The organism is Paraburkholderia sp. GV068, from assembly GCF_003058125.1.
Taxonomy (GTDB): domain Bacteria; phylum Pseudomonadota; class Gammaproteobacteria; order Burkholderiales; family Burkholderiaceae; genus Paraburkholderia; species Paraburkholderia graminis.
This window is the reverse complement of record NZ_QBUB01000002.1, coordinates 531697-553330: the sequence shown is the minus strand read 5'-3', so window position 1 is coordinate 553330 and position 21634 is coordinate 531697. Positions and strand designations below refer to the sequence as shown.

At 64.3% G+C, this 21634-nt stretch carries 20 protein-coding genes; 9 read left to right on the top strand and 11 right to left on the bottom strand.

Annotation, left to right across the window (positions count from 1 at the left end; translation table 11 throughout):
* The first annotated feature begins 20 nt into the window (after positions 1 to 20).
* The 4 genes from hpnD to C8K18_RS07440 are packed head-to-tail and all read left to right on the top strand — an operon-like array spanning position 21 to position 4964.
* The gene (gene hpnD, locus C8K18_RS07455) at positions 21 to 869 is read left to right on the top strand and encodes a presqualene diphosphate synthase HpnD (protein ID WP_006047445.1); all 849 of its coding nucleotides are present in this window, start codon (positions 21 to 23) and stop codon (positions 867 to 869) included.
* Positions 870 to 873: 4 nt separating this feature from the next.
* Entirely contained in the window at positions 874 to 2169 is a 1296-nt protein-coding gene (hpnE, locus tag C8K18_RS07450; RefSeq protein WP_107707114.1) for a hydroxysqualene dehydroxylase HpnE, read from the top strand.
* A complete protein-coding gene (gene shc, locus C8K18_RS07445) occupies positions 2169 to 4211 on the top strand; it encodes a squalene--hopene cyclase (protein ID WP_107707113.1) in 2043 nt (680 codons plus the stop codon). The genes hpnE and shc overlap by 1 nt, the downstream gene beginning before the upstream one ends.
* A gap of 3 nt (positions 4212 to 4214) precedes the next feature.
* Positions 4215 to 4964: a phosphorylase gene (locus tag C8K18_RS07440; RefSeq protein WP_107707112.1), complete on the top strand. Its 750-nt coding sequence runs from the start codon at positions 4215 to 4217 to the stop codon at positions 4962 to 4964.
* Between the two features lie 369 nt (positions 4965 to 5333).
* On the opposite strand, the gene C8K18_RS07435 is transcribed toward C8K18_RS07440, so the two are convergent.
* Positions 5334 to 6365, bottom strand: a complete 1032-nt coding sequence (locus C8K18_RS07435) for a VacJ family lipoprotein (RefSeq protein WP_107707111.1) — start codon at positions 6363 to 6365, stop codon at positions 5334 to 5336.
* A 2-nt stretch (positions 6366 to 6367) separates the two neighbouring features.
* A complete protein-coding gene (locus C8K18_RS07430; RefSeq protein WP_107707110.1) occupies positions 6368 to 8983 on the bottom strand; it encodes an MMPL family transporter in 2616 nt (871 codons plus the stop codon).
* Positions 8984 to 9332: 349 nt separating this feature from the next.
* On the opposite strand from C8K18_RS07430, the gene C8K18_RS07425 reads away from it, so the two are divergent.
* Positions 9333 to 9938, top strand: a complete 606-nt coding sequence (locus tag C8K18_RS07425) for a phospholipid-binding protein MlaC (RefSeq protein ID WP_006047439.1) — start codon at positions 9333 to 9335, stop codon at positions 9936 to 9938.
* Between the two features lie 78 nt (positions 9939 to 10016).
* Here C8K18_RS07425 and hpnH read toward each other — a convergent pair whose 3' ends face one another.
* Together hpnH and ispH are read right to left on the bottom strand one after the other, a co-directional pair.
* Entirely contained in the window at positions 10017 to 11171 is a 1155-nt protein-coding gene (gene hpnH, locus C8K18_RS07420) for an adenosyl-hopene transferase HpnH (RefSeq protein ID WP_006047438.1), read from the bottom strand.
* 10 nt (positions 11172 to 11181) lie between these two features.
* Complete coding sequence (gene ispH / locus C8K18_RS07415) at positions 11182 to 12126, bottom strand: 4-hydroxy-3-methylbut-2-enyl diphosphate reductase (protein WP_006047437.1); 945 nt, start codon at positions 12124 to 12126, stop codon at positions 11182 to 11184.
* Between the two features lie 341 nt (positions 12127 to 12467).
* On the opposite strand from ispH, the gene C8K18_RS07410 reads away from it, so the two are divergent.
* Entirely contained in the window at positions 12468 to 13649 is a 1182-nt protein-coding gene (locus tag C8K18_RS07410) for a glycosyltransferase (protein ID WP_107707109.1), read from the top strand.
* A gap of 81 nt (positions 13650 to 13730) precedes the next feature.
* Here C8K18_RS07410 and C8K18_RS07405 read toward each other — a convergent pair whose 3' ends face one another.
* Positions 13731 to 14273, bottom strand: a complete 543-nt coding sequence (locus tag C8K18_RS07405) for a hypothetical protein (RefSeq protein ID WP_107707108.1) — start codon at positions 14271 to 14273, stop codon at positions 13731 to 13733.
* A gap of 93 nt (positions 14274 to 14366) precedes the next feature.
* Positions 14367 to 15377, bottom strand: coding sequence for a hopanoid-associated sugar epimerase (gene hpnA / locus C8K18_RS07400; protein ID WP_107707107.1), 1011 nt, complete (start codon positions 15375 to 15377; stop codon positions 14367 to 14369).
* Between the two features lie 125 nt (positions 15378 to 15502).
* Here hpnA and C8K18_RS07395 point away from each other — a divergent pair, with 125 nt between their 5' ends.
* Positions 15503 to 15796: an acylphosphatase gene (locus C8K18_RS07395; protein WP_006047433.1), complete on the top strand. Its 294-nt coding sequence runs from the start codon at positions 15503 to 15505 to the stop codon at positions 15794 to 15796.
* 133 nt (positions 15797 to 15929) lie between these two features.
* On the opposite strand, the gene egtD is transcribed toward C8K18_RS07395, so the two are convergent.
* Complete coding sequence (gene egtD, locus C8K18_RS07390) at positions 15930 to 16910, bottom strand: L-histidine N(alpha)-methyltransferase (RefSeq protein WP_006047432.1); 981 nt, start codon at positions 16908 to 16910, stop codon at positions 15930 to 15932.
* Positions 16911 to 17376: 466 nt separating this feature from the next.
* Here egtD and rarD point away from each other — a divergent pair, with 466 nt between their 5' ends.
* A complete protein-coding gene (rarD, locus tag C8K18_RS07385) occupies positions 17377 to 18267 on the top strand; it encodes an EamA family transporter RarD (protein ID WP_006047431.1) in 891 nt (296 codons plus the stop codon).
* Between the two features lie 49 nt (positions 18268 to 18316).
* Here the strand turns inward: rarD and C8K18_RS07380 are convergent, their stop codons facing one another.
* Positions 18317 to 18856: a DUF962 domain-containing protein gene (locus tag C8K18_RS07380; protein WP_006047430.1), complete on the bottom strand. Its 540-nt coding sequence runs from the start codon at positions 18854 to 18856 to the stop codon at positions 18317 to 18319.
* Between the two features lie 103 nt (positions 18857 to 18959).
* On the opposite strand from C8K18_RS07380, the gene C8K18_RS07375 reads away from it, so the two are divergent.
* Positions 18960 to 19673, top strand: coding sequence for a Crp/Fnr family transcriptional regulator (locus C8K18_RS07375; RefSeq protein WP_107707106.1), 714 nt, complete (start codon positions 18960 to 18962; stop codon positions 19671 to 19673).
* 184 nt (positions 19674 to 19857) lie between these two features.
* Here C8K18_RS07375 and C8K18_RS07370 read toward each other — a convergent pair whose 3' ends face one another.
* The 3 genes from C8K18_RS07370 to C8K18_RS07360 form a co-directional block, all read right to left on the bottom strand.
* Positions 19858 to 20241 (bottom strand): hypothetical protein, encoded by a 384-nt coding sequence (locus tag C8K18_RS07370; protein WP_107707105.1) that lies wholly within the window; start codon positions 20239 to 20241, stop codon positions 19858 to 19860.
* A gap of 182 nt (positions 20242 to 20423) precedes the next feature.
* Positions 20424 to 20684, bottom strand: a complete 261-nt coding sequence (locus tag C8K18_RS07365; RefSeq protein ID WP_006047427.1) for a hypothetical protein — start codon at positions 20682 to 20684, stop codon at positions 20424 to 20426.
* Positions 20677 to 21426, bottom strand: coding sequence for a DNA/RNA non-specific endonuclease (locus C8K18_RS07360; RefSeq protein WP_053859779.1), 750 nt, complete (start codon positions 21424 to 21426; stop codon positions 20677 to 20679). Before C8K18_RS07360 ends, C8K18_RS07365 begins: the two co-directional genes overlap by 8 nt.
* Positions 21427 to 21634: the final 208 nt, after the last annotated feature.

Below are 21634 nucleotides of genomic sequence, written 5' to 3'. Positions count from 1 at the left end.
GCCCTCCTGCGGAGATCGTCTTGGCTGTTTCCAATCTTGTCGTGGACGATACTGAAATCGACGCCGCTGCCGCCACATCCGGCAGCTCGTTCTATCTCGCAATGCGCATCCTGCCGGCCGCGCAGCGCGACGCGATGTATCAGGTCTACGCTTTTTGCCGCGCCGTCGACGACATCGCCGACAGCGATCTGCCGCGCGCCGACCGCGCCGCCGCGCTCGAGCGCTGGCGCGCCGACATCGACGCCTGCTATGCGGGTGCGCCGCGCGCTTCGTTGCGCGCGCTGACGCGGCACATTCACACGTTCCATCTGCAGCGCGAGGATTTTCACGCGATGATCGACGGCATGGCGATGGACGCCGCCGGCGACATCTGCGCGCCCGACGAAGCCACGCTCGACCTGTATTGCGACCGCGTCGCGAGTGCGGCGGGCCGCCTATCGGTGAGAATATTCGGGATGCAGGAGGAGCCGGGCCGTTTGCTGGCGCACCATCTGGGCCGCGCGCTGCAGCTCACGAACATTCTTCGCGACATCGACGAAGACGCCGGCATCAACCGTTGCTATCTGCCGCGCGAGTTGCTGGCGCGCGAAGGCATCGCCGTCGAAAACCCAACGCAGATCGCCGACGACCCGTCGCTGCCGCGCGTCTGCGCGACGCTTGCCGAGCGGGCCAAGGCACACTTCGCCGCGTCCGACGCGATCATGGACCACGAGCCGCGCAGCCACGTGCGCGCCCCGCGCATCATGTCCGGCGTGTATCGCGTGCTGCTCGAGCGGACCCTTGAGCGCGGTTTCGACATTCCGCGCACGAAGGTCAGCAAGCCGAAACTGCGCTTGCTGTGGATCGTCGCGCGTTACGCGCTTTTCTGAGCCGATGCCGAGGCTCGTACATGTGGTCGGCGCGGGCCTCGCCGGCCTCGCCGCCGCCGTGCAGTTGCAGCGGCGCGGCGCGCGAGTCGTGTTGCACGAAGCGGCCGCGCAGGCTGGCGGCCGTTGCCGTTCGTATTACGACGCCAAGCTCGGCGCGACGATCGACAGCGGCAATCACCTGATCATGTCGGGCAACGCCGCCACGCTGAACTACCTTCGGGCGATCGGCTCGGCGGACGAACTCACGGGCCCGGCGCTGCCGGAATTGCCCTTCGTCGATCTCGCCACGCGGGCGCGCTGGACGGTGCGGATGTCGCCGGGGCGACTGCCGTGGTGGATCTTCGACCCGAACGCGCGCGTGCCGAACACCGGCCCCGGCGATTACCTGAGCGTGGTGCCGCTGTTGTTCGCGAAGCCCGGCCGCAGTGTCGCGCAGACCATGCGCAGCAACGGCCCGCTGTGGGACCGTCTGCTGGCGCCGCTGTTTCGCGCGATGCTCGGCGTCGAGCCGCGTGAGGCGTCGGCGGAACTCACCGCGGCGATGGTGCGCGAGACGCTGATTGCCGGCGGTCTGGCGTGCCGTCCGCTGGTTGCGCGCAACGGCCTGAGCCATGCTTTCGTCGACCCGGCGTTGCGCCTGCTGCAGCATGGCGGCGCGACCATCGAACTCGGCTCGCGGCTCGAAAACCTCGTGTTCGCCGAAAGCGCCAACGTGAGCGCGAGCGCAACGTCGAATTCGAACCGCGTAAAGGCACTGAATTTCGTCGATGAAACCATCGCGCTCGACGCGAACCATGCGGCGATCCTCGCCGTGCCGCCGGACGTTGCGCAGACGCTGGTTCCGGGTCTGCGCACGCCGACTCGCTTTACCGCGACCGTCAGCGTGTATTTCGCGGTGGAGCCGCCGTTCGGCTTGCCGTCCGTGACCGGCCTCGTCAACGGAACGGCGCAGTGGCTGTTCGCGTTCGACGGGCGTCTGTCGGCGACGATCCACGGCGCGGAATCGCTCATCGACACGCCCGCCGAAGAGCTTGCGGCGCGCGTGTGGGCCGATGTCGCGCAGGCGGCCAATCTGCCCGCCGCGCCGATGCCGGACTGGCAAGTCGTCGTCGACAGGAATGCGACATTCGCCGCGCTGCCGGACCAGGAAACGCTGCGTCCGGGCACGCGCACTCGCTGGAATAATCTGATGCTCGCGGGAGACTGGACGGCTACCGGCCTGCCCGCGACGATTGAAGGCGCGATCCGCTCCGGCCAGAAGGCCGCGGATACGCTGCTGAATCAACCGATGGAACGCTGATGAACGACTTATCTCAAGCCCACGCGCTGGGCGCCGCCATGCCCGAAACCGCCGGCGAAGCGCCGGGCGCGCAGGCCACGGCGAGCACCGCAGCCGAAGCATCCGCCGCACTGGCTCCTTCGCTCGACGCCGCCATCACGCGCGCGACCGATGCCATTCTCGCCGCGCAGAAACCGGACGGCCACTGGGTCTACGAACTCGAGGCGGACGCAACCATCCCCGCCGAATACGTGTTGCTGGTCCATTACCTCGGCGAGACGCCGAACGTGGAGCTGGAGCAGAAGATCGCGCGCTATCTGCGCCGCATCCAGTTGCCGAACGGCGGCTGGCCGCTTTTCACCGACGGCGCCATCGACATCAGCGCAAGCGTGAAGGCGTACTTCGCGCTGAAGATGATCGGCGATCCCGTGGATGCCGAGCACATGGTCCGCGCGCGCGAAGCGATTCTCGCGCACGGCGGCGCGGAAACCGTGAACGTGTTCACGCGCATCCTGCTCGCGCTCTTCGGCGTGGTGTCATGGCGCGCGGTGCCGATGATGCCCGTCGAAATCACGCTGCTGCCGATGTGGTTCCTGTTCCATCTGTCGAAGGTGTCGTACTGGGCGCGCACGGTCATCGTGCCGCTGCTCGTGCTCAACGCCAAGCGGCCGCTCGCGCGCAATCCGCGCCGCGTGCGCATCGACGAACTGTTCCGCGGCGCACCGGTGAACACCGGCATGCCGGCGCGCGCGCCGCATCAGCACGTCGGCTGGTTCGGCTTTTTCCGTGTCGTCGACACGGTGCTGCGAGCGGTCGACGGCCTGTTCCCTAAAGCCACGCGCGAGCGCGCGGTGCGCGAGGCGGTGGCGTTCGTCGATCAGCGTCTGAACGGGGAAGACGGCCTCGGCGCGATTTTCCCGGCGATGGCCAACTCGGTGATGATGTACGACGTGCTCGGCTATCCGGCCGATCATCCGAATCGAGCGATCGCGCGCCGGTCGATTGAAAAGCTGCTCGTCATCAAGGACGACGAAGCGTATTGCCAACCGTGTCTGTCGCCGGTATGGGACACGTCGCTCGCCGCGCATGCGCTGCTCGAAACGGGCGAGGCGCGCGCCGAGCAAGCGGCCGAGCGCGGCCTCGCGTGGCTGCGTCCGCTGCAGATTCTGGATGTGCGCGGCGACTGGATTTCGCGCAGGCCCAACGTGCGTCCGGGCGGCTGGGCGTTCCAGTACAACAACGCGTATTACCCCGACGTCGACGACACGGCAGTGGTCGCGATGGCGATGCATCGCTCGGAAGCGCTCACGCACTCGGGCGCGGACCGCGAGGCGATTGCGCGGGCGCGCGAATGGGTCGTCGGCATGCAGAGCAGCGACGGCGGCTGGGGCGCATTCGAGCCCGAAAACACGCAGTACTACCTGAACAACATTCCGTTCTCGGATCACGGCGCATTGCTCGATCCGCCGACCGCGGACGTGTCGGGCCGTTGCCTGTCGATGCTCGCGCAGCTTGGCGAATTCCCGCAGAACAGCGAACCGGCGCAACGCGCGCTCGACTACATGCTGAAGGAGCAGGAAGCCGACGGTAGCTGGTACGGCCGCTGGGGTTTGAACTACATCTACGGGACGTGGACCGCGCTGTGTTCGCTGAACGCGGCCGGCCTGCCGCACAACGATCCGCGCATCCGGCGCGCCGCGCAATGGCTTCTGTCGATTCAAAACGAAGACGGCGGTTGGGGCGAGGGCGGCGAGAGCTACAAGCTCGACTATCGCGGCTACGAGCGCGCGCCGAGCACGGCGTCGCAAACGGCATGGGCGCTGATGGGTTTGATGGCGGCGGGCGAGGTCGATCACGAGGCTGTGGCGCGCGGCATCGAGTACTTGCAGCGCGAACAGCGTGAGCATGGTCTGTGGGACGAGACGCGCTTTACGGCGACGGGCTTCCCGCGCGTGTTTTATCTGCGTTACCACGGCTATCGCAAGTTCTTCCCGCTGTGGGCGTTGGCGCGCTACCGTCATCTGAAGCGCAACGGGCTCACGCGCGTCGCGGTCGGGATGTAACGGATGGTTCGTTCAACAGGGCGGTCCGCCGATGCGGATGCCGGCTCACGCTCCGGCTCTGGCGATCTGCCGGTGATCGTCGTGACGGGCATGGCCTTCGAGGCGCGGATTGCGCGCGGAGAGGGCGTCGAAGTGGTGTACGCGGCACGCGCCGATCTGCTCGAGCGCGCGCTGAGCGCGGCGGTGGCGCGCGGTTGCTCGGGCATCGTCAGCTTCGGGACGGCGGGCGGTCTCGCGCCGGATCTGAAGCCGGGCGCGCTGGTTATCGCTGACGCAGTCGTGGGCCCGTTCGGCCGCGTTCCGACCGACGCCGCCTGGGCCAACCGGCTCGCCGCCGCGCTCGGAACCGCGCGGCTCGCGTCGCGCTTGCGGCGCGGTCCAATGGCCGCGGTGGCCGCACCGCTCATGTCCGCCGATGACAAGCGCGCGCTCCATCGCTCGACGGGCGCGTTGGCTGTGGATATGGAGTCGCATCTGGCGGGCGCGGTGGCCGCGGCGCGCGGCTTGCCGTTCGCCGTATGCCGCGCGATTGTCGATCCGGCGTGGCGCACGTTGCCGTCGGCGGCGACTGCGGGACTGCGCGACGACGGCAGTACCGCGCTTGCGCCGATTTTGCGTGAACTGCTGCGGCAGCCGTCGCAGATTGGCGCGCTGATTCAGGTGGCCGTCGATGCTCGAGCGGCGCGGGTTTCGTTGGTGCAGGCGCGGCATGCGCTTGGCGCGGCTCGTGCGTTGGATATGCGCGTGGCTTGACTGCGCGCGGTGAGGGCGGCTGGGCCAGTAGTTTTGCCCCGGTCGCCCGCGCCGCATCCGCACAGTTCTGGCACGGCCAGCCGCTGCTCGCCCCGCCGCGCAGTGCTTATCTGCGACGTTCAGCTATGACGCCTACTTGCCGCAAACGCACCTGCGGCGAACCCACCTGCGGCAAACCCACCTGCGGCAAACCCACCTGCGGCGGCGCACCTGCGGCGACACGCCTACCTGCCGCCACTTCGATCCGACTGCTCTGCTATCCTCGCCCGCCTGAGCACACCCATCTGCCGCCCGACTGCCTGCGGCACTTTATAAGCGGACTGCTTGCCTATCTCCGCCCACCTCGGGACCAAGACTCGCCGGTGGCTGTTATTGCGCGGCGGGCGCTGAAGCCGGCTGTTTATTATCAGCAGGCGCAGACTGCGGAGCCGGGGTGGTCGTGCCCGGCGCGGAGGCCGCAGCCGGTGCCGTTGCCCCACTATTCGCTCCCGTCGCCGCACCACCCGCACCACCCGCCGGCGCCTCCCCCGGGTCCGTGTAATCCGGCACCCCCGCCGGCGCGCCCGTAGCCGCACCAGACGCCGCATCGGGCGTCCCCGCCGTATCGCCAGGGTCCGCGTAGTTCGGCAGCGCGGCTGGCGCGCCTGCCGCAGCGCCTTTCGCCGGAACCGTCGCGGCGCCCGAGTCGCCCTCATCGTCGTATTCCGGCAGCGGCGCGGCGTTATCGCTCGTGCCGCGCAGACGCGCCCGCCGTTGCTGCGTGTACGCGTCGCGCACGAACGAGTATTTGTCCAACGCCGCCTGTTGCAGGAGATCCGTCGCGCCGAGCAGGTCCGAGCGCACGCTCACGAACTGCAGCACATACAGCGGATTACGCACCGCCGGCTCCATGTAGTTCAACGGATTGAACTTCACGTCCACCACCAGCCCCATGCTGTCGCGCACCGTGCTCGGGCCGAACAGCGGCAACACCAGATACGGTCCCGACGGAATGCCCCAATGCCCAAGCGTCAGCCCGAAATCCTGGTGATGCTTCGGCAAGCCGGCGGGCGTCGCCCAATCGAGCAGGCCGCCAAGACCGAACGTCGAGTTGAACGCGAAACGGATGATGTCCTCGGTCGCGTCGGTGATCTTCAATTGCAGCAGCGCGTTCGCCGCGTTGCTGAGGTCGCCGAGGTTCGAGAAGAAGTTGCTCACGGCCGTGCGCAGCGGTTGCGGCGTCACCTTCTGATAGCCCTTCGCGACGGGCACCGCGACGTAGCGGTCGAGGCCGTCGTTGAAGTTGAACACCGCCCGGTTCATCGGCTCGAACGGATCGCCTGGCTTGCGCTCAGGACCGGTCGCGCAGCCCGATATGAGGCCGGTGGCGGCGAACGCCAGCACAGTGGTACGCAGTTTCATGCTTATATTCCTTGGTGCTTCGCGCGACGTGGGCGCGGCTTGCCCATCAGCACAGGTTGAAAAACCACGGCGCCGATGAGTGTGCAAAAGAGCGAAAGCGCCAGCAGGCGACCCATGCTGGACGTCCCCGGATGATGCGATAGCCAGAGGCTGCCGAACGCCGTCGCCGTGGTCGCGGCGCTGAACAGCACGGCATGCGTCAGGCTCGACTGCAACAGGCCGGTCTGGCCATTGCGCCACGCCATCACGAAGTAAATCTTGAAGGCCACGCCGACGCCGAGCATCAGCGGCAATGCGATGATATTCGCGAAGTTCAGCGGCATGCCGAACACCACGCACAATTCGAGCGTGACGAGCGCCGACACGAGCAACGGAACCAGCGTGCGCAACATGTCGCCGAGGCGCCGCAGCGCGACCCACAACAGGATCGCGATGGACAGCAGCGCCCAGCCGGCAGCCTGCAGGAACGCCTTGATGATCGTGTCCGCGGAATGCAGGATCGAGATCGGCCCGCCGATCGCGCCCGGCTCCGCCTTCTTCACCGCATGCGCGAAGCGGGCGAGCGCGACGTCGTCATTCGGATCGGCGCCCGGTTTTACTTTCGGCGCGATGTCGACGAGCGCGCGGCCGTCTTTCGACACCCAGCCCTTCGAGATTTCCTTCGGCAGATTGTCGCGCGTGATTTCAGTCGGCTGCAGCAGGTTTTCGAGTTGCTTGAGCGCAATGCGCAACGGCTCGGACATCGCGGTTTCCGCGCGGTCGCGCGTGGCGGCATCGGCGGCGGCGAGCTTTTGCAGCGTGTCCGACAGATGTTTGGCTTCGGCCGCGCCGGGGCCGGGGTGATCGTCGGCGGCGAGCGAGAGCTGGTTCGACGCGCGCTTGAGCGCCGCGACGCGCACGGCGTCCGTGGCCTGCGGCGCGCGCTGCTGTTGAAGCGCGGGCAGCAATTGCTGCGCGGCGCTTGCGATCAGCATCATCTTCTGTTGCTGCTGCGCCGGAACGAACGTGTCGAGCGTCGTCACGCGGCCGACCTCGGGCAACGCGCGCAAGCGCTCGGCCATGCGGTCGGCGTCGGCAAGCGACGGCGCAAGCGCATGCACATTGTTCACCGCGGCCTCGGGCGAATCCTTGAGCGACAACAGCGTGGCCATCGACTCCGTATGCGGATCTTTCAGATGCAGCGGATTGAAGTCGAAGTGCAGACGCGTAAGCAGCGGCGTCGCGCCGATCACGACGATCAACGTGCCGATCAGCACGGGCTTGCGGTGACGAGCAAGGAAGTCGTCGACGGGAGCAAGCTGTTTGAAGCCAGGCGATGCGGGCTCGCCCGGCGGATTGAAGATCTTCAGCAATGCCGGCAGCAACGTCATGTTGGTCAGGTACGCGACGAACATGCCGACACCGGCGATCTCGCCAAGCTCGGACACGCCGCGATACGCTGTCGGCAGAAACGAGAAGAAGCTAAGCGCGACGGCGACCGCCGCGAGCGTGAGCGGCACGCCGATACTGTGCGCGGTATGGGCGAGGGCGGCGGACAGCCGGTCGTCGCGATTGCGCTCCTCACGATACTTGACGCCGAACTGCACGCCGAAGTCCACGCCGAGCCCGACGAACAGCACCATGAACGCAACCGAGATCATGTTCAGCGCGCCGACCATCATGAGGCCGAGCGCCGCGGTGATCGCTAGTCCCACGAAGAGCGTGATGAAGACCGCGGCGATCATGCGGCCCGAGCGCAGCGCGAGCCACAAGATCACCAGCACGACGACGAACGTGCCGATGCCGTTGAGCACCGCGCCGTCCTTGACCGACGCGAATTCCTCGTCGGCGAGCGGCTGTTCGCCGGTCAGGCGCACGCTCGCGCCATAGCGCGAGTCGAGATGCAGCGAAGCGGCTGTATCGCGGATCGCCTTCGACGCGCTTGCGCCCGGCTCGAGCGCATCGTAGTTCACGACCGGCTGCACGACCACGAATGCGCGCGCCGGATTGGTGGCCGCACTCTTATCGACGAACGCGCGCCACGAGAAAGCAGCAGGCTTGCCGGCCAGCACAAGATCGAGCGTGTTGGCGCTTTGCGACAACAGGCGGCTCATGTCCGAGAGCTTCACCTGGCCGATTTGCAGCGGCAGCAACAGGCTCGTGGTGAGCGTGCCGGCGAGTCCCGTGAGACTCGGGTCGTGCGCGAGCGTGTTCACGAGCGGGCGCGACTGCACGAGTTGCGAGGTGGTCGACATGACTTCTTCCGTCGACGGGAACAGCAGGCCGTTGTGTTCGAAGAACGGCCCGCCGGCGGGCTGCGAGACCGCGACGAACTCCTTCGTCTCGGCCTTCAGTGCGGCTGTGAGCGCATTCGCGGCAGCGTCGGCGAATTCGGGCGCGCGCGCCTCCACGACGACCAGCACCGTTTCGCCGCGATCGGGGAAGGCCTGGTCCATCGCATGCTCGAGCGTGGACCATTGCTTGTCCGTTTCGATGAGACGGCTGATGTCCGTGTTGATCTTGAAGTGATGCGCGACATAGATGCCGCTCAGGACGGCGAGCACGATCGACAGTGCGATGATCCGCAGCGGATGACGCACCGAGTAGGCGACGAGGCGAACGATAGATGACTTCAGCATGTAGGCGGAGCTGGCCTTATCACGGGTGGCATTTTCAGGAAAGTGCACAAGTATACAGAGCCGGAGCAAACCGGACCGCATTCGACGGCAATGCGCGTCGGCGGCGCGTAGTCGCGTCGGCATCGCCGGCGTGCGCGGCATGGCCGGCAGCAAGGGCGGTAGCAAATGCGGCTCCCGGACACGCCGTTGGATGGCACTGCTCGCCGGCATCGCTCGATGGGGCGGGAACGCAATCTCGGTATACTGGTCTATCCAGCTTTCGCCGCCAGCTTGCTTATCCGTTGTGCTTGCTGGTTCGCTGCTTCGCGGCTAGCGGGCGGCGCACACTTTTTCCAGGTTGCCTGAGCGTATGAAACGTTATCTATCTGCTTTTCTGGCTGCGGCCGTTGTGTCGACGGCTGCCTATGCGCAAACTGCGCCCGACGCCGTGGTAAAAAGTGCCGTCGAGGGCACCGTCTCGGCAATGAAGGCCGATCCGCAGGCACGCGGCGGCGATATGTCGAAGATCACGCAACTGGTCGAGACGCGCTTCGTGCCGGCAACCGACTTTCAGCGCACCACGCGTATCGCGGTGGGCAAGGCATGGAGCACGGCGACGCCCGAACAGCAGAAGCAACTGTACGAGCAGTTCACGCTGTTGCTCGTGCGCACTTATGCTTCGTCGCTTTCGCAGTTGCGCGACCAGGACGTAAAGTTCAAGTTTCTGCCGGTCAACGCGCCGGGCGGCGCGAAAGACATCGTCGTGCAATCGCACGTGCTCAGCAATGGCGGCGATGACGCAATCGACTACCGGCTGACCAAGGGACCGTCCGGCTGGAAGATCTACGACATCAACATGATGGGCGCGTGGCTGATCCAGGTGTATCAGACGCAGTTCGCCGATCAACTGGCCAAAGGCGGCGTCGACGGATTGATCAAGTTCCTGACCGCGCATAACGCGCGCAGCGCGGGATAACTGCACTGCAAAGAAAGCTGCAAAGAAAAAGCGCGGTGGCCTCTAAAGCCACCGCGCTTTTTTATTTCGATTCAACGCTCAGTGCGCAGCCGTAGCCGTCTGCACCTTCTTGCCCTTGCCCGCCACCTTGATCTCTTCCAGCTTGATCTCGACGTGGCGCGAGAACACGTACTCGGCCGGGCGCTGCTTGTCCAAAGGAATGTCTTTCGTGAAAGCACCGCTCGTCTTCGGACCGCGCAAGCTCACCTTGAGCGCCTTCAGCGGATGCGCAACCGTATCCATCACGGCCGTCGCTTCGAAACCGCAGTGGACCATGCAGTCGGCGCACTTTTCGTAGTTGCCGGTGCCGTACTTGTCCCAGTCCGTGGTTTCCATCAATTCCTTGAAGGTCTTCACGTAGCCTTCGCCGACCAGGTAGCACGGCTTCTGCCAGCCGAACACCGTGCGCGCCGGGTTGCCCCACGGCGTGCATTCGTAGGTCTGGTTGCCGGCGAGGAAGTCGAGGAACATGGCGGACTGGCTGAACGACCAGTTCTTGCCATTGTTGCCGCGCTTGAAGATTTCGCGGAACAGATGCTTGGTCTTGTCGCGGTTCAGGAAGTGCTGCTGATCCGGCGCGCGCTCATACGCATAGCCCGGCGACACCGTGATGCCGTCGACGCCCATCGGCCCGACCGTGTCGAAGAACGCGGCCACGCGCTCCGGCACGGCGTCGTTGAACAGCGTGCAGTTGATGTTGACGCGGAAACCGCGGCGCTTCGCTTCCTTGATGGCCGCGACCGCCTTGTCGTACACGCCGTCTTGCGACACCGAATGGTCATGCATCTGCTGATCGCCATCCAGGTGAACCGACCAGACGAAGTACGGATTCGGCTCGTAGTCGTCCATCTTCTTTTCCATCAGCAGCGCGTTCGTGCACAGGTACACGAACTTCTTGCGCGCGATGATGCCCTTGACGATCTGCGGCATTTCCTTGTGCAGGAGCGGCTCGCCGCCTGCAATCGACACCACCGGCGCGCCGCATTCGTCGACTGCGCCAAGACATTCTTCCAGCGACAAACGCTGATTCAGGATGGGGTCCGGATAATCGATCTTGCCGCAGCCATTGCAGGCGAGATTGCAGCGGAACAGCGGCTCCAGCATCAGTGCGAGCGGGTAGCGTTTGTTGCCGGAAAGGTGCTGACGCATGATGTATGCGCCGACCCGGACTTTCTGTAGCAGCGGAATAGACAAGACGTCCTCCTTAAACTTCGCGTGCCGCGAGTGGTTGCATCAGCTTCGATGGCAACTTGAATTCGACTTTCTCTTCACGGCCCGCCATTGTCGTGACGTCGACGGGCCCCATTGCGCTCAGCGCATCAATTACGTTCTTGACCATTTCTTCCGGCGCCGAAGCGCCGGCCGTGATGCCGATGGTCTGCGCATTCGCAAACCATTCCTGCTTCACCTCCGAACCGTCGGCGACGAGATAGCTCGCCACGCCGCTTTCGCTGCCGATTTCGCGTAGCCGGTTCGAGTTGGAGCTATTGGTTGCGCCCACCACCAGCAATACGTCGACCTGCTTGCTCAACTCGCGCACCGCGGCCTGGCGGTTTTGCGTCGCGTAGCAGATGTCGCGCGTATCCGGCCCGACGATGTCGTTAAACCGGCGCAGCAGCGCGTCGATAATGCCGCGCGTGTCGTCCACCGACAGCGTGGTTTGCGTGACATAGGCGAGCGGCGTATCGACCGGCAGGTTCAGATGCTCGACCTCGGCTTCGCTCTGCACCAGCAGGACCTTGCCCGGAATCTGGCCGATCGTGCCTTCCACTTCCGGATGCCCGGCGTGGCCGATCAGGATCAGCGTGCGCCCGGCGGCCACATATTGGCGCCCCTGCACGTGAACCTTGGTGACGAGCGGGCAGGTCGCGTCCAGCACGTCGAGCCCGCGCGCTTCCGCGTCGCGTTCGACCGTTTGGGCGACGCCATGCGCGCTGAAAATCGCCACGGCGCCTTGGGGCACTTCATCGAGTTCTTCGACGAAACGCGCGCCTTTCTGGCGCAGATTGTCGACCACGTGGCGATTGTGGACAATTTCGTGGCGCACGTACACGGGCGCGCCGTGCTGCTGCAGCGCCCGATCGACAATCTCGATTGCACGAACAACGCCCGCGCAAAAGCCGCGGGGTTGGGCAAGGATGACTCGCATATGTTGGCGGACTCCGACTGACGCGGGTTTCGAAGAAGCCGGAAATTCTGACTTTATCGCCGCGACCATCTAATTAGTTAGCGTCTTGAGCTCCGGCGACGTGCCGGGTACAGCAAAACCAAACGCGCATTCTAACGCTATCAGGCCAGCTTTGCTTTGGCGGCCCCGCCACAGTGTTGGGCGCACGCGGCACTTTCAATCGGCGCGCCGATAATTCGGGCGGCAATAATTGCACGCTGCATCGCTTTGGCGGAACCCTTAAACTACGTCGTCCCGTGGAGCGCTTCGCGCCCACATTAAAAATGATTGCGACGCTTGCTGGAAATCGAGGGTAACGTTTAATGGGCCTGGTGGCGGTAATTCTGTTTTTTCTCTCCTGTTTGTCCCTGCTAATTTGGGCCGTGCTGCTGTTCGCTCGGGGCGGCTTCTGGCGCGCGCGGCCGGCCGCGCCGCTCACGCCCGCGCCGCGCGACGCGTGGCCCGCGGTGGCCGCCGTGGTGCCCGCCCGCAATGAAGTCGACGTCATTGCCGAGGCCGTCACGACGCTGCTCGAGCAGGACTACCCCGGCGAGTTTCACGTGATCGTCGTCGACGATCACAGCACCGACGGCACCGCCGACGCCGCGCGCGCGGCGGCATTGCAGCTGCAATGCCCGGACCGCCTGACCGTGCTGAGCGCGAAGCCGTTGCCGCCGGGCTGGTCGGGCAAGGTGTGGGCGCAGTCGCAAGGCATCGAGGCGGTGCGCACGCTTGGCTTGCCCGCGGATTTTCTGTTGCTGACGGACGCCGATATCGGTCATCCGCCCGACGCCGTCGCGCAACTCGTGACCCGCGCCGACGTCGAAAGCCGCGATCTCGTCTCGCTGATGGTCCGCCTGCGCTGCGATTCGTTCTGGGAGAAGGCGCTGATTCCGGCCTTCGTGTTCTTCTTCGCGAAGCTGTACCCGTTCGCGTGGGTCAATAACCCGCGTAATCGCACGGCGGCCGCGGCGGGCGGCTGCATGCTCGTGCGCCGCAGCGCGCTCGAGGAAGCGGGCGGCATCGAATCGATCCGCGCGGAATTGATCGACGATTGCAGTCTGGCGGCGCGCATCAAGCATCGCGGCGCCGGGCGTCATGCAATCCGGCTCGACGTGGCGGCGCGCAGCGTGTCGCTGCGTCCTTACGACAGTTGGCGCGACATCTGGAACATGATTGCGCGCACAGCGTTCACGCAACTGCATTATTCGCCGGTGCTGCTCGCGGGCACGCTCGCCGGCATGACGGTTATCTACCTCGTGCCGCCCGTCGCCGCGCTGGTGCTCGGGCCGACCGGCTGGCCCGCATGGCTCGCCTGGGCGGCCATGTGCTGCGCGTATGCGCCGATGCTCAGCTATTACCGCCGCTCGCCGCTGTGGGCGCCGTTTCTGCCGCTCATCGCGCTGTTTTATGTCGGCGCGACGTTCGCGTCGGCGGTGCGCTACTGGCGCGGGAAAGGCGGGCAATGGAAGGCGCGGGTTCAGGCGCCGGTGCAGGAACGTTGAGATGGGTGCGGCCCGCATCGGGCCGCACGAAGCAGTGCAGGGCGGTAACGAAAAAGCGGCGCACAAGCGCCGCTTCGTCATTTAGCCCTTCGTGAGCAGCATATAAAGCTGAATCACCATATCCGGCGAAAAAGTGAACGGCACCCAACCGTGACCGGTATGGCGCATGACCAGCAGACGGTCGCCGTTCGACTGCTTCTGCACGGCCATGACCGGATTCTTCGTCGACACGAAACGCCAGCCCGGCGGAATGCCTGGCGGCGGCTCCGGCGTCATAGAGGCGCGCGCGTTCGACAGTTCCTCGATCAGTTGTCCGATCTGCTCGGCACGCAGCGCGACGGTCTGACCGCCGATCGTCATGGTGATTTCGTTCTGCGCCGGACGATTGATCTCGAGCGTGGGCGGAACCGGCTCTGCGGCGGCTTCGTTCACCGCAACATCAACTTCCGCGTCAACCGCTTCTGCTTCTGCTTCGTGCGCTACGGACGCAGCCTGCTCCACCGCCTCATGCGCGGCGTTCTCGTTGCGTGTCTCGGGGATATTCTCGGCCGGCGGGGCCACGACAGCCTGAATGAGCTGATCGACGCCCACTTCCAGCGCGCCGAGCTGTTCGTGAAGATTCATGCGAGGTTTCTCTGGTAAGACCCACGATTTTAACTGCTGCGCGCAGGCTTTTACCTTTCGCAACCACAGCGACGTTGTAACAAAATGCTTGTGCTACGGCTTCAGATAGCCGGCCTGCCGGAACCATTCGAGCGCATCGCTCAAACCCTCGCGATACGGTCGGGCTCGATAACCGAGTTCGCGCTCGGCCTTCGCGGAACTGAAATACATTTTGTTCTTCGACATCTTCAGTCCGTCGACGGTCACGAACGGTTCGCGCTTCGTGAACCTGGCGACGGCCTCCGCGCCCACTGCAAGCGGATACAGCGGCCAGCGCGGCAAGCTGATGGTGGGCGCCTTGCGGCCGGTGAGCGCCGCGATGTCCGCGAGCATCTGCTGAAGCGGCAGATTTTCGCCGCCGAGAATATAGCGTTCGCCGATCTTGCCGCGTTCGAGCGCGAGAAAGTGGCCTGCGGCGACATCGTCGACGTGCACGAGGTTCAGGCCGGTGTCCACGAAAGCGGGAATCTTGCCGAGCGCCGCCTCGACGATGATGCGTCCGGTCGGCGTCGGCTTCACGTCGCGCGGACCGATCGGCGTGGACGGATTGACGATCACAGCCGGCAGCCCGTCTTCGGCGATCATGCGCTCGACCGCGCGCTCGGCCAGCACCTTGCTGCGCTTATACACGCCGATGGCCTGATCGGCTTTGAGCGGCGAGGTTTCGTCCGCGGAATTGCCGGAGTTGGTCACCTTGAGCGTCGCCACGCTGCTCGTGTACACGATGCGTTCGACGCCTTCCTTCAACGCCGCGCGCATGGTGGCCTCGGTGCCTTCCAGATTCGAGCGCTCGATCTCGCTCGGGTCAGGCGCCCACAGCCGGTAATCGGCGGCGACGTGCAGCAGGTAGCGCACGCCGCGCAGCGCGTTGCGCATCGACGCTTCGTCTCGCATATCGCCGACGACGATTTCCGCGTCGAGCGATTCGACGTTTTGCCGTGGACTGGTGGCGCGCACCAGCACGCGCACCTTGAAGCCCTTCTGTTGCGCGATGCGCGCCACCGACGACCCGACGAAGCCGGATGCGCCGGTCACGAGCACGAGATCGCGATTGTGTTCGGTCATTCTGTTTCCGTTTCCCGCGTGACAGTCGGGGGATTGTACGTGGCGCGCGCGGCCGCTGTCGCCCAAGCAGGGTCGCCGCGACCCGACTAGAATGCCGGCTTGAAAGATTGTGAGGAGAGAACGGCATGGCCCCGGATCTGGATGAGCGGATCGAAACGTATTACGTGCGCGTGCGCGGCACCGTGCAGGGCGTCGGCTTTCGTCACGCGACGGTGCGCCAGGCGCACGCGCTCGGCATCAAGGGATGGGTGGCGAATCTCGAGGACGGCTCCGTCGAAGCCATGTTGCAGGGCGCGGCGAATCAGGTCGACCGGATGCTGTCGTGGCTGCGGCACGGGCCGCCGGCCGCGCGCGTGACCGAAGTGAGCGGCGAAGAACGCGCGACGGAAAAACGCTACGAGCGTTTCGAGCAGCACTGAGCGGTAAGAGGCTCAACCGCGGCGCCGTCTGACGCAAAAAAACGGCGCGCGATTTTTAGCATCGCGCGCCGCTTCGACTAGCTGCGTTGAAAAATCCGCAGCGTTATGAAAAGCCTTAAGCGCCCAGCCTGGCCTAGCGCGCCACCAACAGGCTCTCCGCGAATCCCCACTCGTTTTCCACCCACTGATGGCTGCACGCAAAGCCCGCGTCGTCGGCGATCGCAGGCATTTCGTCGGCGCGATATTTGTGGCTGCTTTCGGTCCAGATCGTCTCGCCTGCCTTTAGCGTGACGGTGAGCTTCGCGGCCGCGATATGCGCGCTCACGTCGCGTTTCGCGCGCAAATGCATTTCGATGCTGCGCGCGTCCGGATTGAAACGCGCGACGTGCTCGAACGCGTCGAGCGGAAAATCGCCGCCCAGTTCGCGATTGATGCGCGCGAGCAGATTCAGATTGAACGACGCGGTCACGCCGATCGCGTCGTCGTAAGCGGCAATCAATGTGGGCGTCGGCTTGATGAGATCGGTGCCGAGCAGAAGCGCATCGCCGGGCGCAAGCATGTTGCGGATGTCGCGCAGAAAACGCGTCGCCGCAAGCCGGCCGAAATTGCCGATCGTACTGCCGAGGAACAGCACGAGTAGCCGCTCGTCGGCCGCGCGCTTCTTGCTGACTTCCGCGAGACCGGCCAGATAATCGCGTTCGTAACCGACAATCGAAATACGCTCGATGTCGCCAAGTTCGCGCCTGCACAACTGCAACGCGCTGCGCGAAATTTCAATCGGGCAGTAAGAAGTGGGGCGCTTTTTACACAGCGCTTCAAGAATGCGCCGCGTTTTGCGGCCGCTTCCGCTGCCCAGTTCCGCGACCGTCACATCATGTGGCAGATGCTCGACGATGTCCGCGGCGTGCTTCGCGAGCAGCCGCTCTTCCGCGCGCGTCACGCCGTATTCGGGCAACACGGTGATCACTTCGAACAACGCGGAGCCGACTTCGTCGTACAGATATTTGGAGGGCAACTCTTTCTGCGGCGAATGGGTGAGGCCGGCGCGGACGTCGGCGGCGAAAGCTGAGCGTAGATCTGGCGATGCGTCGTGCGAGATGGCTGGCTGGGTCATGCTGGCTCCAGTAGTCACATTCGGTTTGCGGGATTCGTGGCGGGACGCCGGCACGCGTGCGAGTATGCGATGCGTGCTGCGAAGGAAGCAGGTCCGGAAAAGCTGGCCCGGCTCGTGGATGTTGCAAACGCTGCAGGATGATCCCGAAGCAAGTTTCGCGCTTGAGCGACGGCGTGCTGCGTTGCGGATGCAGACGCGCGGGCGTTACCGCCCGCGCGCGTGAAGTTATGTTCTAGTTCATCGACGCGAGATGTGCACGGATTAATTTGCCGCTGCAACGCGAAAAAGCGCAGAACGCGCGCAACGATGCCGCGAATGCCACGTCGATAATCCGGCTAGAATGCCCGGCTTGCATCGTCAGATAAAAGCAGAAACAGCGGCACGTAAGCGCTGCCGCTCACCGACTTTCACATCGAATGACAACAACTATAGCGATGCGCCGCCATCCCGCGCGACGGGCCGCGCAATGAACGCCTATTCGCCGAAGCGCGGCATTGCCTTATCGATTAGCGCCTGTGCGATGTTCGCGTTGCTGTCGGCTTACGCGACGCTGCTCGCGCCGCTTAGCGGCCTCGACATTTTCGCGTGGCGTATCGTGTGGACCGTGCCTGGCGCGTTGTTGCTCGTCGCGTTGCGCAAACGCATGCCGATTCTGCGGCAGCTTCTTTACCGGATGGTGACGCAACCCACGCTCGGCCTCGCGATGATCGCGGCCGCCGCGCTGCTCGGCGCGCAGCTGTGGGTCTTTCTGTGGGCGCCGCTGCATGGGCGCATGCTCGAAGTATCGCTCGGCTATTTCCTCTTGCCGCTCGTGATGGTGCTGGTTGGGCGCTTCTACTATCGCGAGCGCCTCGACGGCTTGCAGTGGGCCGCGGTCGTCAGCGCGGCCGTCGGCGTCGGTCACGAATTGTGGGTGACGGGCGCATTCTCGTGGCCGACGCTGCTGGTCGCGCTCGGCTATCCGCCGTACTTCGTGTTGCGCCGCAAAATCCAATACGATTCGCTTGCGGTGTTCACCGTCGAAATGATCTTGTTGCTGCCGGCCGCGGTCGCGTTTGTCGTCAGCGGAGGATCGTTGCCGCTTATCTCCGGGCGCATCGACATGTGGTTGCTGCTGCTGCCGGGGCTTGGCCTGCTGAGCACGCTCGCGTTGGCTTCGTATCTGACGGCAAGCCGTCTGTTGCCGGTCGCGTTGTTTGGGATTCTCGGCTACGTGGAGCCGGTGTTGCTGGTGCTGGTGTCGATCACGCTGCTCGGCGAAACGTTGAGCGCCGCGCAACTGGCCACGTATGTGCCGATATGGATCGCCGTCGCGCTGACGGCACTGCATAGCATGCGGTTCTTGCGCTTCGGCTGAAAGATTAAAAGACTGAAGCCGCACGGTTCATGAGGCAAGGCGGCGCGTGTTATCGGTGTGCCGCGGCGCGGTCTTCGTTGATGCGCGTCGGCCCCACCTCGCGTTCTATCGCCTCACGCAATGCAGGCCGCCAGCCGATGCCGAACAGCGCTTCGGCCAACACAAACAGCGGCCCGATCAGGAGGCCAATTACATCGTCGATAAAAGCCGGCTTGCGATGCTCGTAGGCAACGTGCCCGATAAACTGGAACACCCAGCCGATCACGAAAAGCCCAACACCCGTTGCGAGCCAGGCCAACGTGGACTGCGCGGCGATCCACTCGCCGAATGCTATGCACAGCGCGGACACCACGGCCATCATCAAACCGAGCGGCACGTCGAGCACGAGGTAATAGAGCGTGGCCGCGACGAACAACAGCCACGCCGGCGATAACGCGAACGGCCACCCGCCCGGCACAAACGACGGACGGCTCAGCAGCACCGCCAACGCCAGCACGATCAGCGGAATGCCGATGAAATGCGTGGCGATGTTGCGCCGGTCGCGATGGTAAGCCGCATACTGCGTAAGCTGTTGCGTCAGCGTTCTCATGGATGCCGCTCCTCGGTCAAAGTCAGCATAATCGCGGCGATCGAAATTTGAAACCATCGGGTAGCCGACAATCGACAATCCGCTCTGGCGCAATTCACATTCAATGACCGAAGCTCTTTCTTCCACTCAGCTTGCCACGCGGCTCGCACGCAGCGCATGGTTTCGCTCGGCTCCGGCCGCGTTGCAGGGGCAATTGATCGACGGCGGACGAGTCGAGCGCCTCGCTGCCGGCGAGCGTCTCTTCACGCGCGGCGATGCCGACGACGGCCTCTATTGCGTGCTAAGCGGTCTGATGCGAATCGGCGCCGCGAGTGTGAGCGGCAAGGAAGCGCTGCTTGCTGTCATCGAGCCAGTGAACTGGTTCGGCGAGATCGCGCTGTTCGATGATCGTCCGCGAACGCACGACGCGTATGCCGAGCGCGAAACCGAACTGTTTCATGTGCCGCGCGCCGCACTCGCCGCGCTGCTCGAACGCACGCCGGCCTATTGGCACACGTTCGGCTTGCTGCTCACGCAAAAGCTGCGTCTCGCCTTCGATGCAATAGAAGAAGCCGCGTTGCTGCCGGCTGCGCAACGCGTCGCGCGGCGCTTGCTGCTGATGGCGGGCGGCTATGGCGACGCGGGCGTCATGCGGCGTGTTATCGGCGTGCCGCAGGAAGATCTCGCGATGATGCTCGCGCTGTCGCGGCAAACGATCAATCAGGTGCTGAAGCAGTTTGAAACGCAGGGCGCGTTGAGGCTTGGCTACGCGGAAATAGAAATCGTCGATGCACGCAGGCTTGCCGAGTTCGCGCAGTCGAACGCGAAACAGGATTAATGGCGTGCGCGCATGTGCAGGCATAGCGCGATTGCCATCACAACCATTGCCCCGCTGAAAAACCCCATGAAAAAAGGGCGAATCATACGATTCGCCCCTCCCTGAACGGCTCCGCCCGGCTTCGATTATCTGCTTCTAGCTTTTAATACATGCGTGGCCGGTGCGCGCCGAAACCGTACACGTGTTATTGCGTTTTGGTCGTGCCGGTCTTTGCGCCGTCGGCGTTCACCGGCGCGGTGCTGGTCTGTTGCGTGCCGTCCGTTTTCGTTTTCGTTTTCGCAGCGCTCGAATCGGCGGGCGTCTTCTTCACGGCTTTATGCTTCTTCGTGACGTGCTTCGAGGACGTCTTCACATGCGACTTCGCGGTCGTTGCCGAAGGCGCTTTGGCCGTGGCCGCGCTGTCGTCCGACGCGCCGGTTTGCACGGCGGTGCTCGCCTTCAGATTCGCCTGGCCGGCGGGCTGCGTTTGCGCGGGCTGCGCGGATTGAGACGCTGCGGGTGCCGCCGTTTGAGCGAAAGCGGTCGACACGAGCAGAGCGGAAGCGAGAGCGGCGAAAAGCGTCTTCATGGTTTTGACTCCTTGTTGAACCGGTGGATTCCTGTTTGGATTCCTGATCGGGGCTGAATTGTTCAGCGCTGCCGGTTTAACGCAGTCCGGAAGACAGCAGTTGACGATGCTCTGGTGACAAAAAGTAACTGCGGCGCAGTCGCGGAAACATATCGGCATGCGACTACGCTGCGCTTTAGACGTTACTGAAACGGGTTATCGACGACGCCCGGCTTCGCGTCTGGTTCCTCTTTCACTTTCGCGGGCAGCGCCGGCTGCGCCTGCAACGCCGCCACGATCGCATCCACCGCCTGCTTCAATGCAAGCGCGGCCTTCAGCCCGCGCTGATCTTGCGTGAGTTCGAGCGTGCCGTTGAGTACGACGCGCGTCGTGCCGTTGCTCACGGTCATGGCGTCGCCCTGGATGTTGAGCACGTCGTCGTCGTTCGAATAGGGTTTAAACACCTTTGAGTCCTCCCGGTCGCTGATCTTTGAGGTTCTCCGGAATGCCCGGAAAGCGGATGCCCGATACTGCCTCGAGTTCGTGAATCGTCCTGATGTCATAACGGTTCGTCGATACATTGTCGACCACGACCGCGAACGCGAGTTGCCGCGAAGGCACATAGACCACCTTGAACAACTGCGTCGGCACGAACACGCGCGAGGAGCCGATAGTCTGCAACTGCTGTCCGCTGAACATCGGGCCTGTCACGACGTAAGTGTCGTCATACGCCATCGCGATTTTACGCACCGACGTTTCGATGCGCGCCCACAAGCGCTGATTGTTCTCGCGATTTTGCGGCACCACGTTGGCAAGCGAAAACGATTGTGCCATCGCGTCCCGATTCCAGCGATTGCCCGCGGGGCTCATATGCCCGCGGTCGAAGCCGCTGCGCTTGTAGTCGGCGAGCGTCGCGCCTTCGCCGTCGGGCAAGCGCGCGTCTTCGAAGAACTTGTTGGTGCGCACCATGTCTTTCGCGGCTTCGATATGGTCGCGCGTCAGATGTTCCGCGGACCACAACGGACCATGCGTGATACCGGAATGCATGACGGCGAAATCGCTATAGCAAAGCATGCGCGCTTTGGGCGCCATCTTCTGATTCGTCAGAACGGGCCATTGCGCATTCGGTGTGAACTGGGTACAGGAAGGCGCTGCATTCGCGTGAGCGGCAAACGCGACGAGCAGACAGGCGAACCACTTCTTCATGTGTCGAACGGTGGAGAGGGAAGGGGCGCAAAGTATAGCGTCGCGCGCACGCATGAAGCGATGCAATGCGATTCGCGCGGGCAAAAAAAATGGGCCGCCTTGCAGCGACCCGAATGCGTGGATTTCCAACTCTACGCACGCAAACTTAAGGCCGGCTTAAGGGCATGCGTCGCGGAAACGCGTTTGGTGCGCTCGCACTCATATCGCG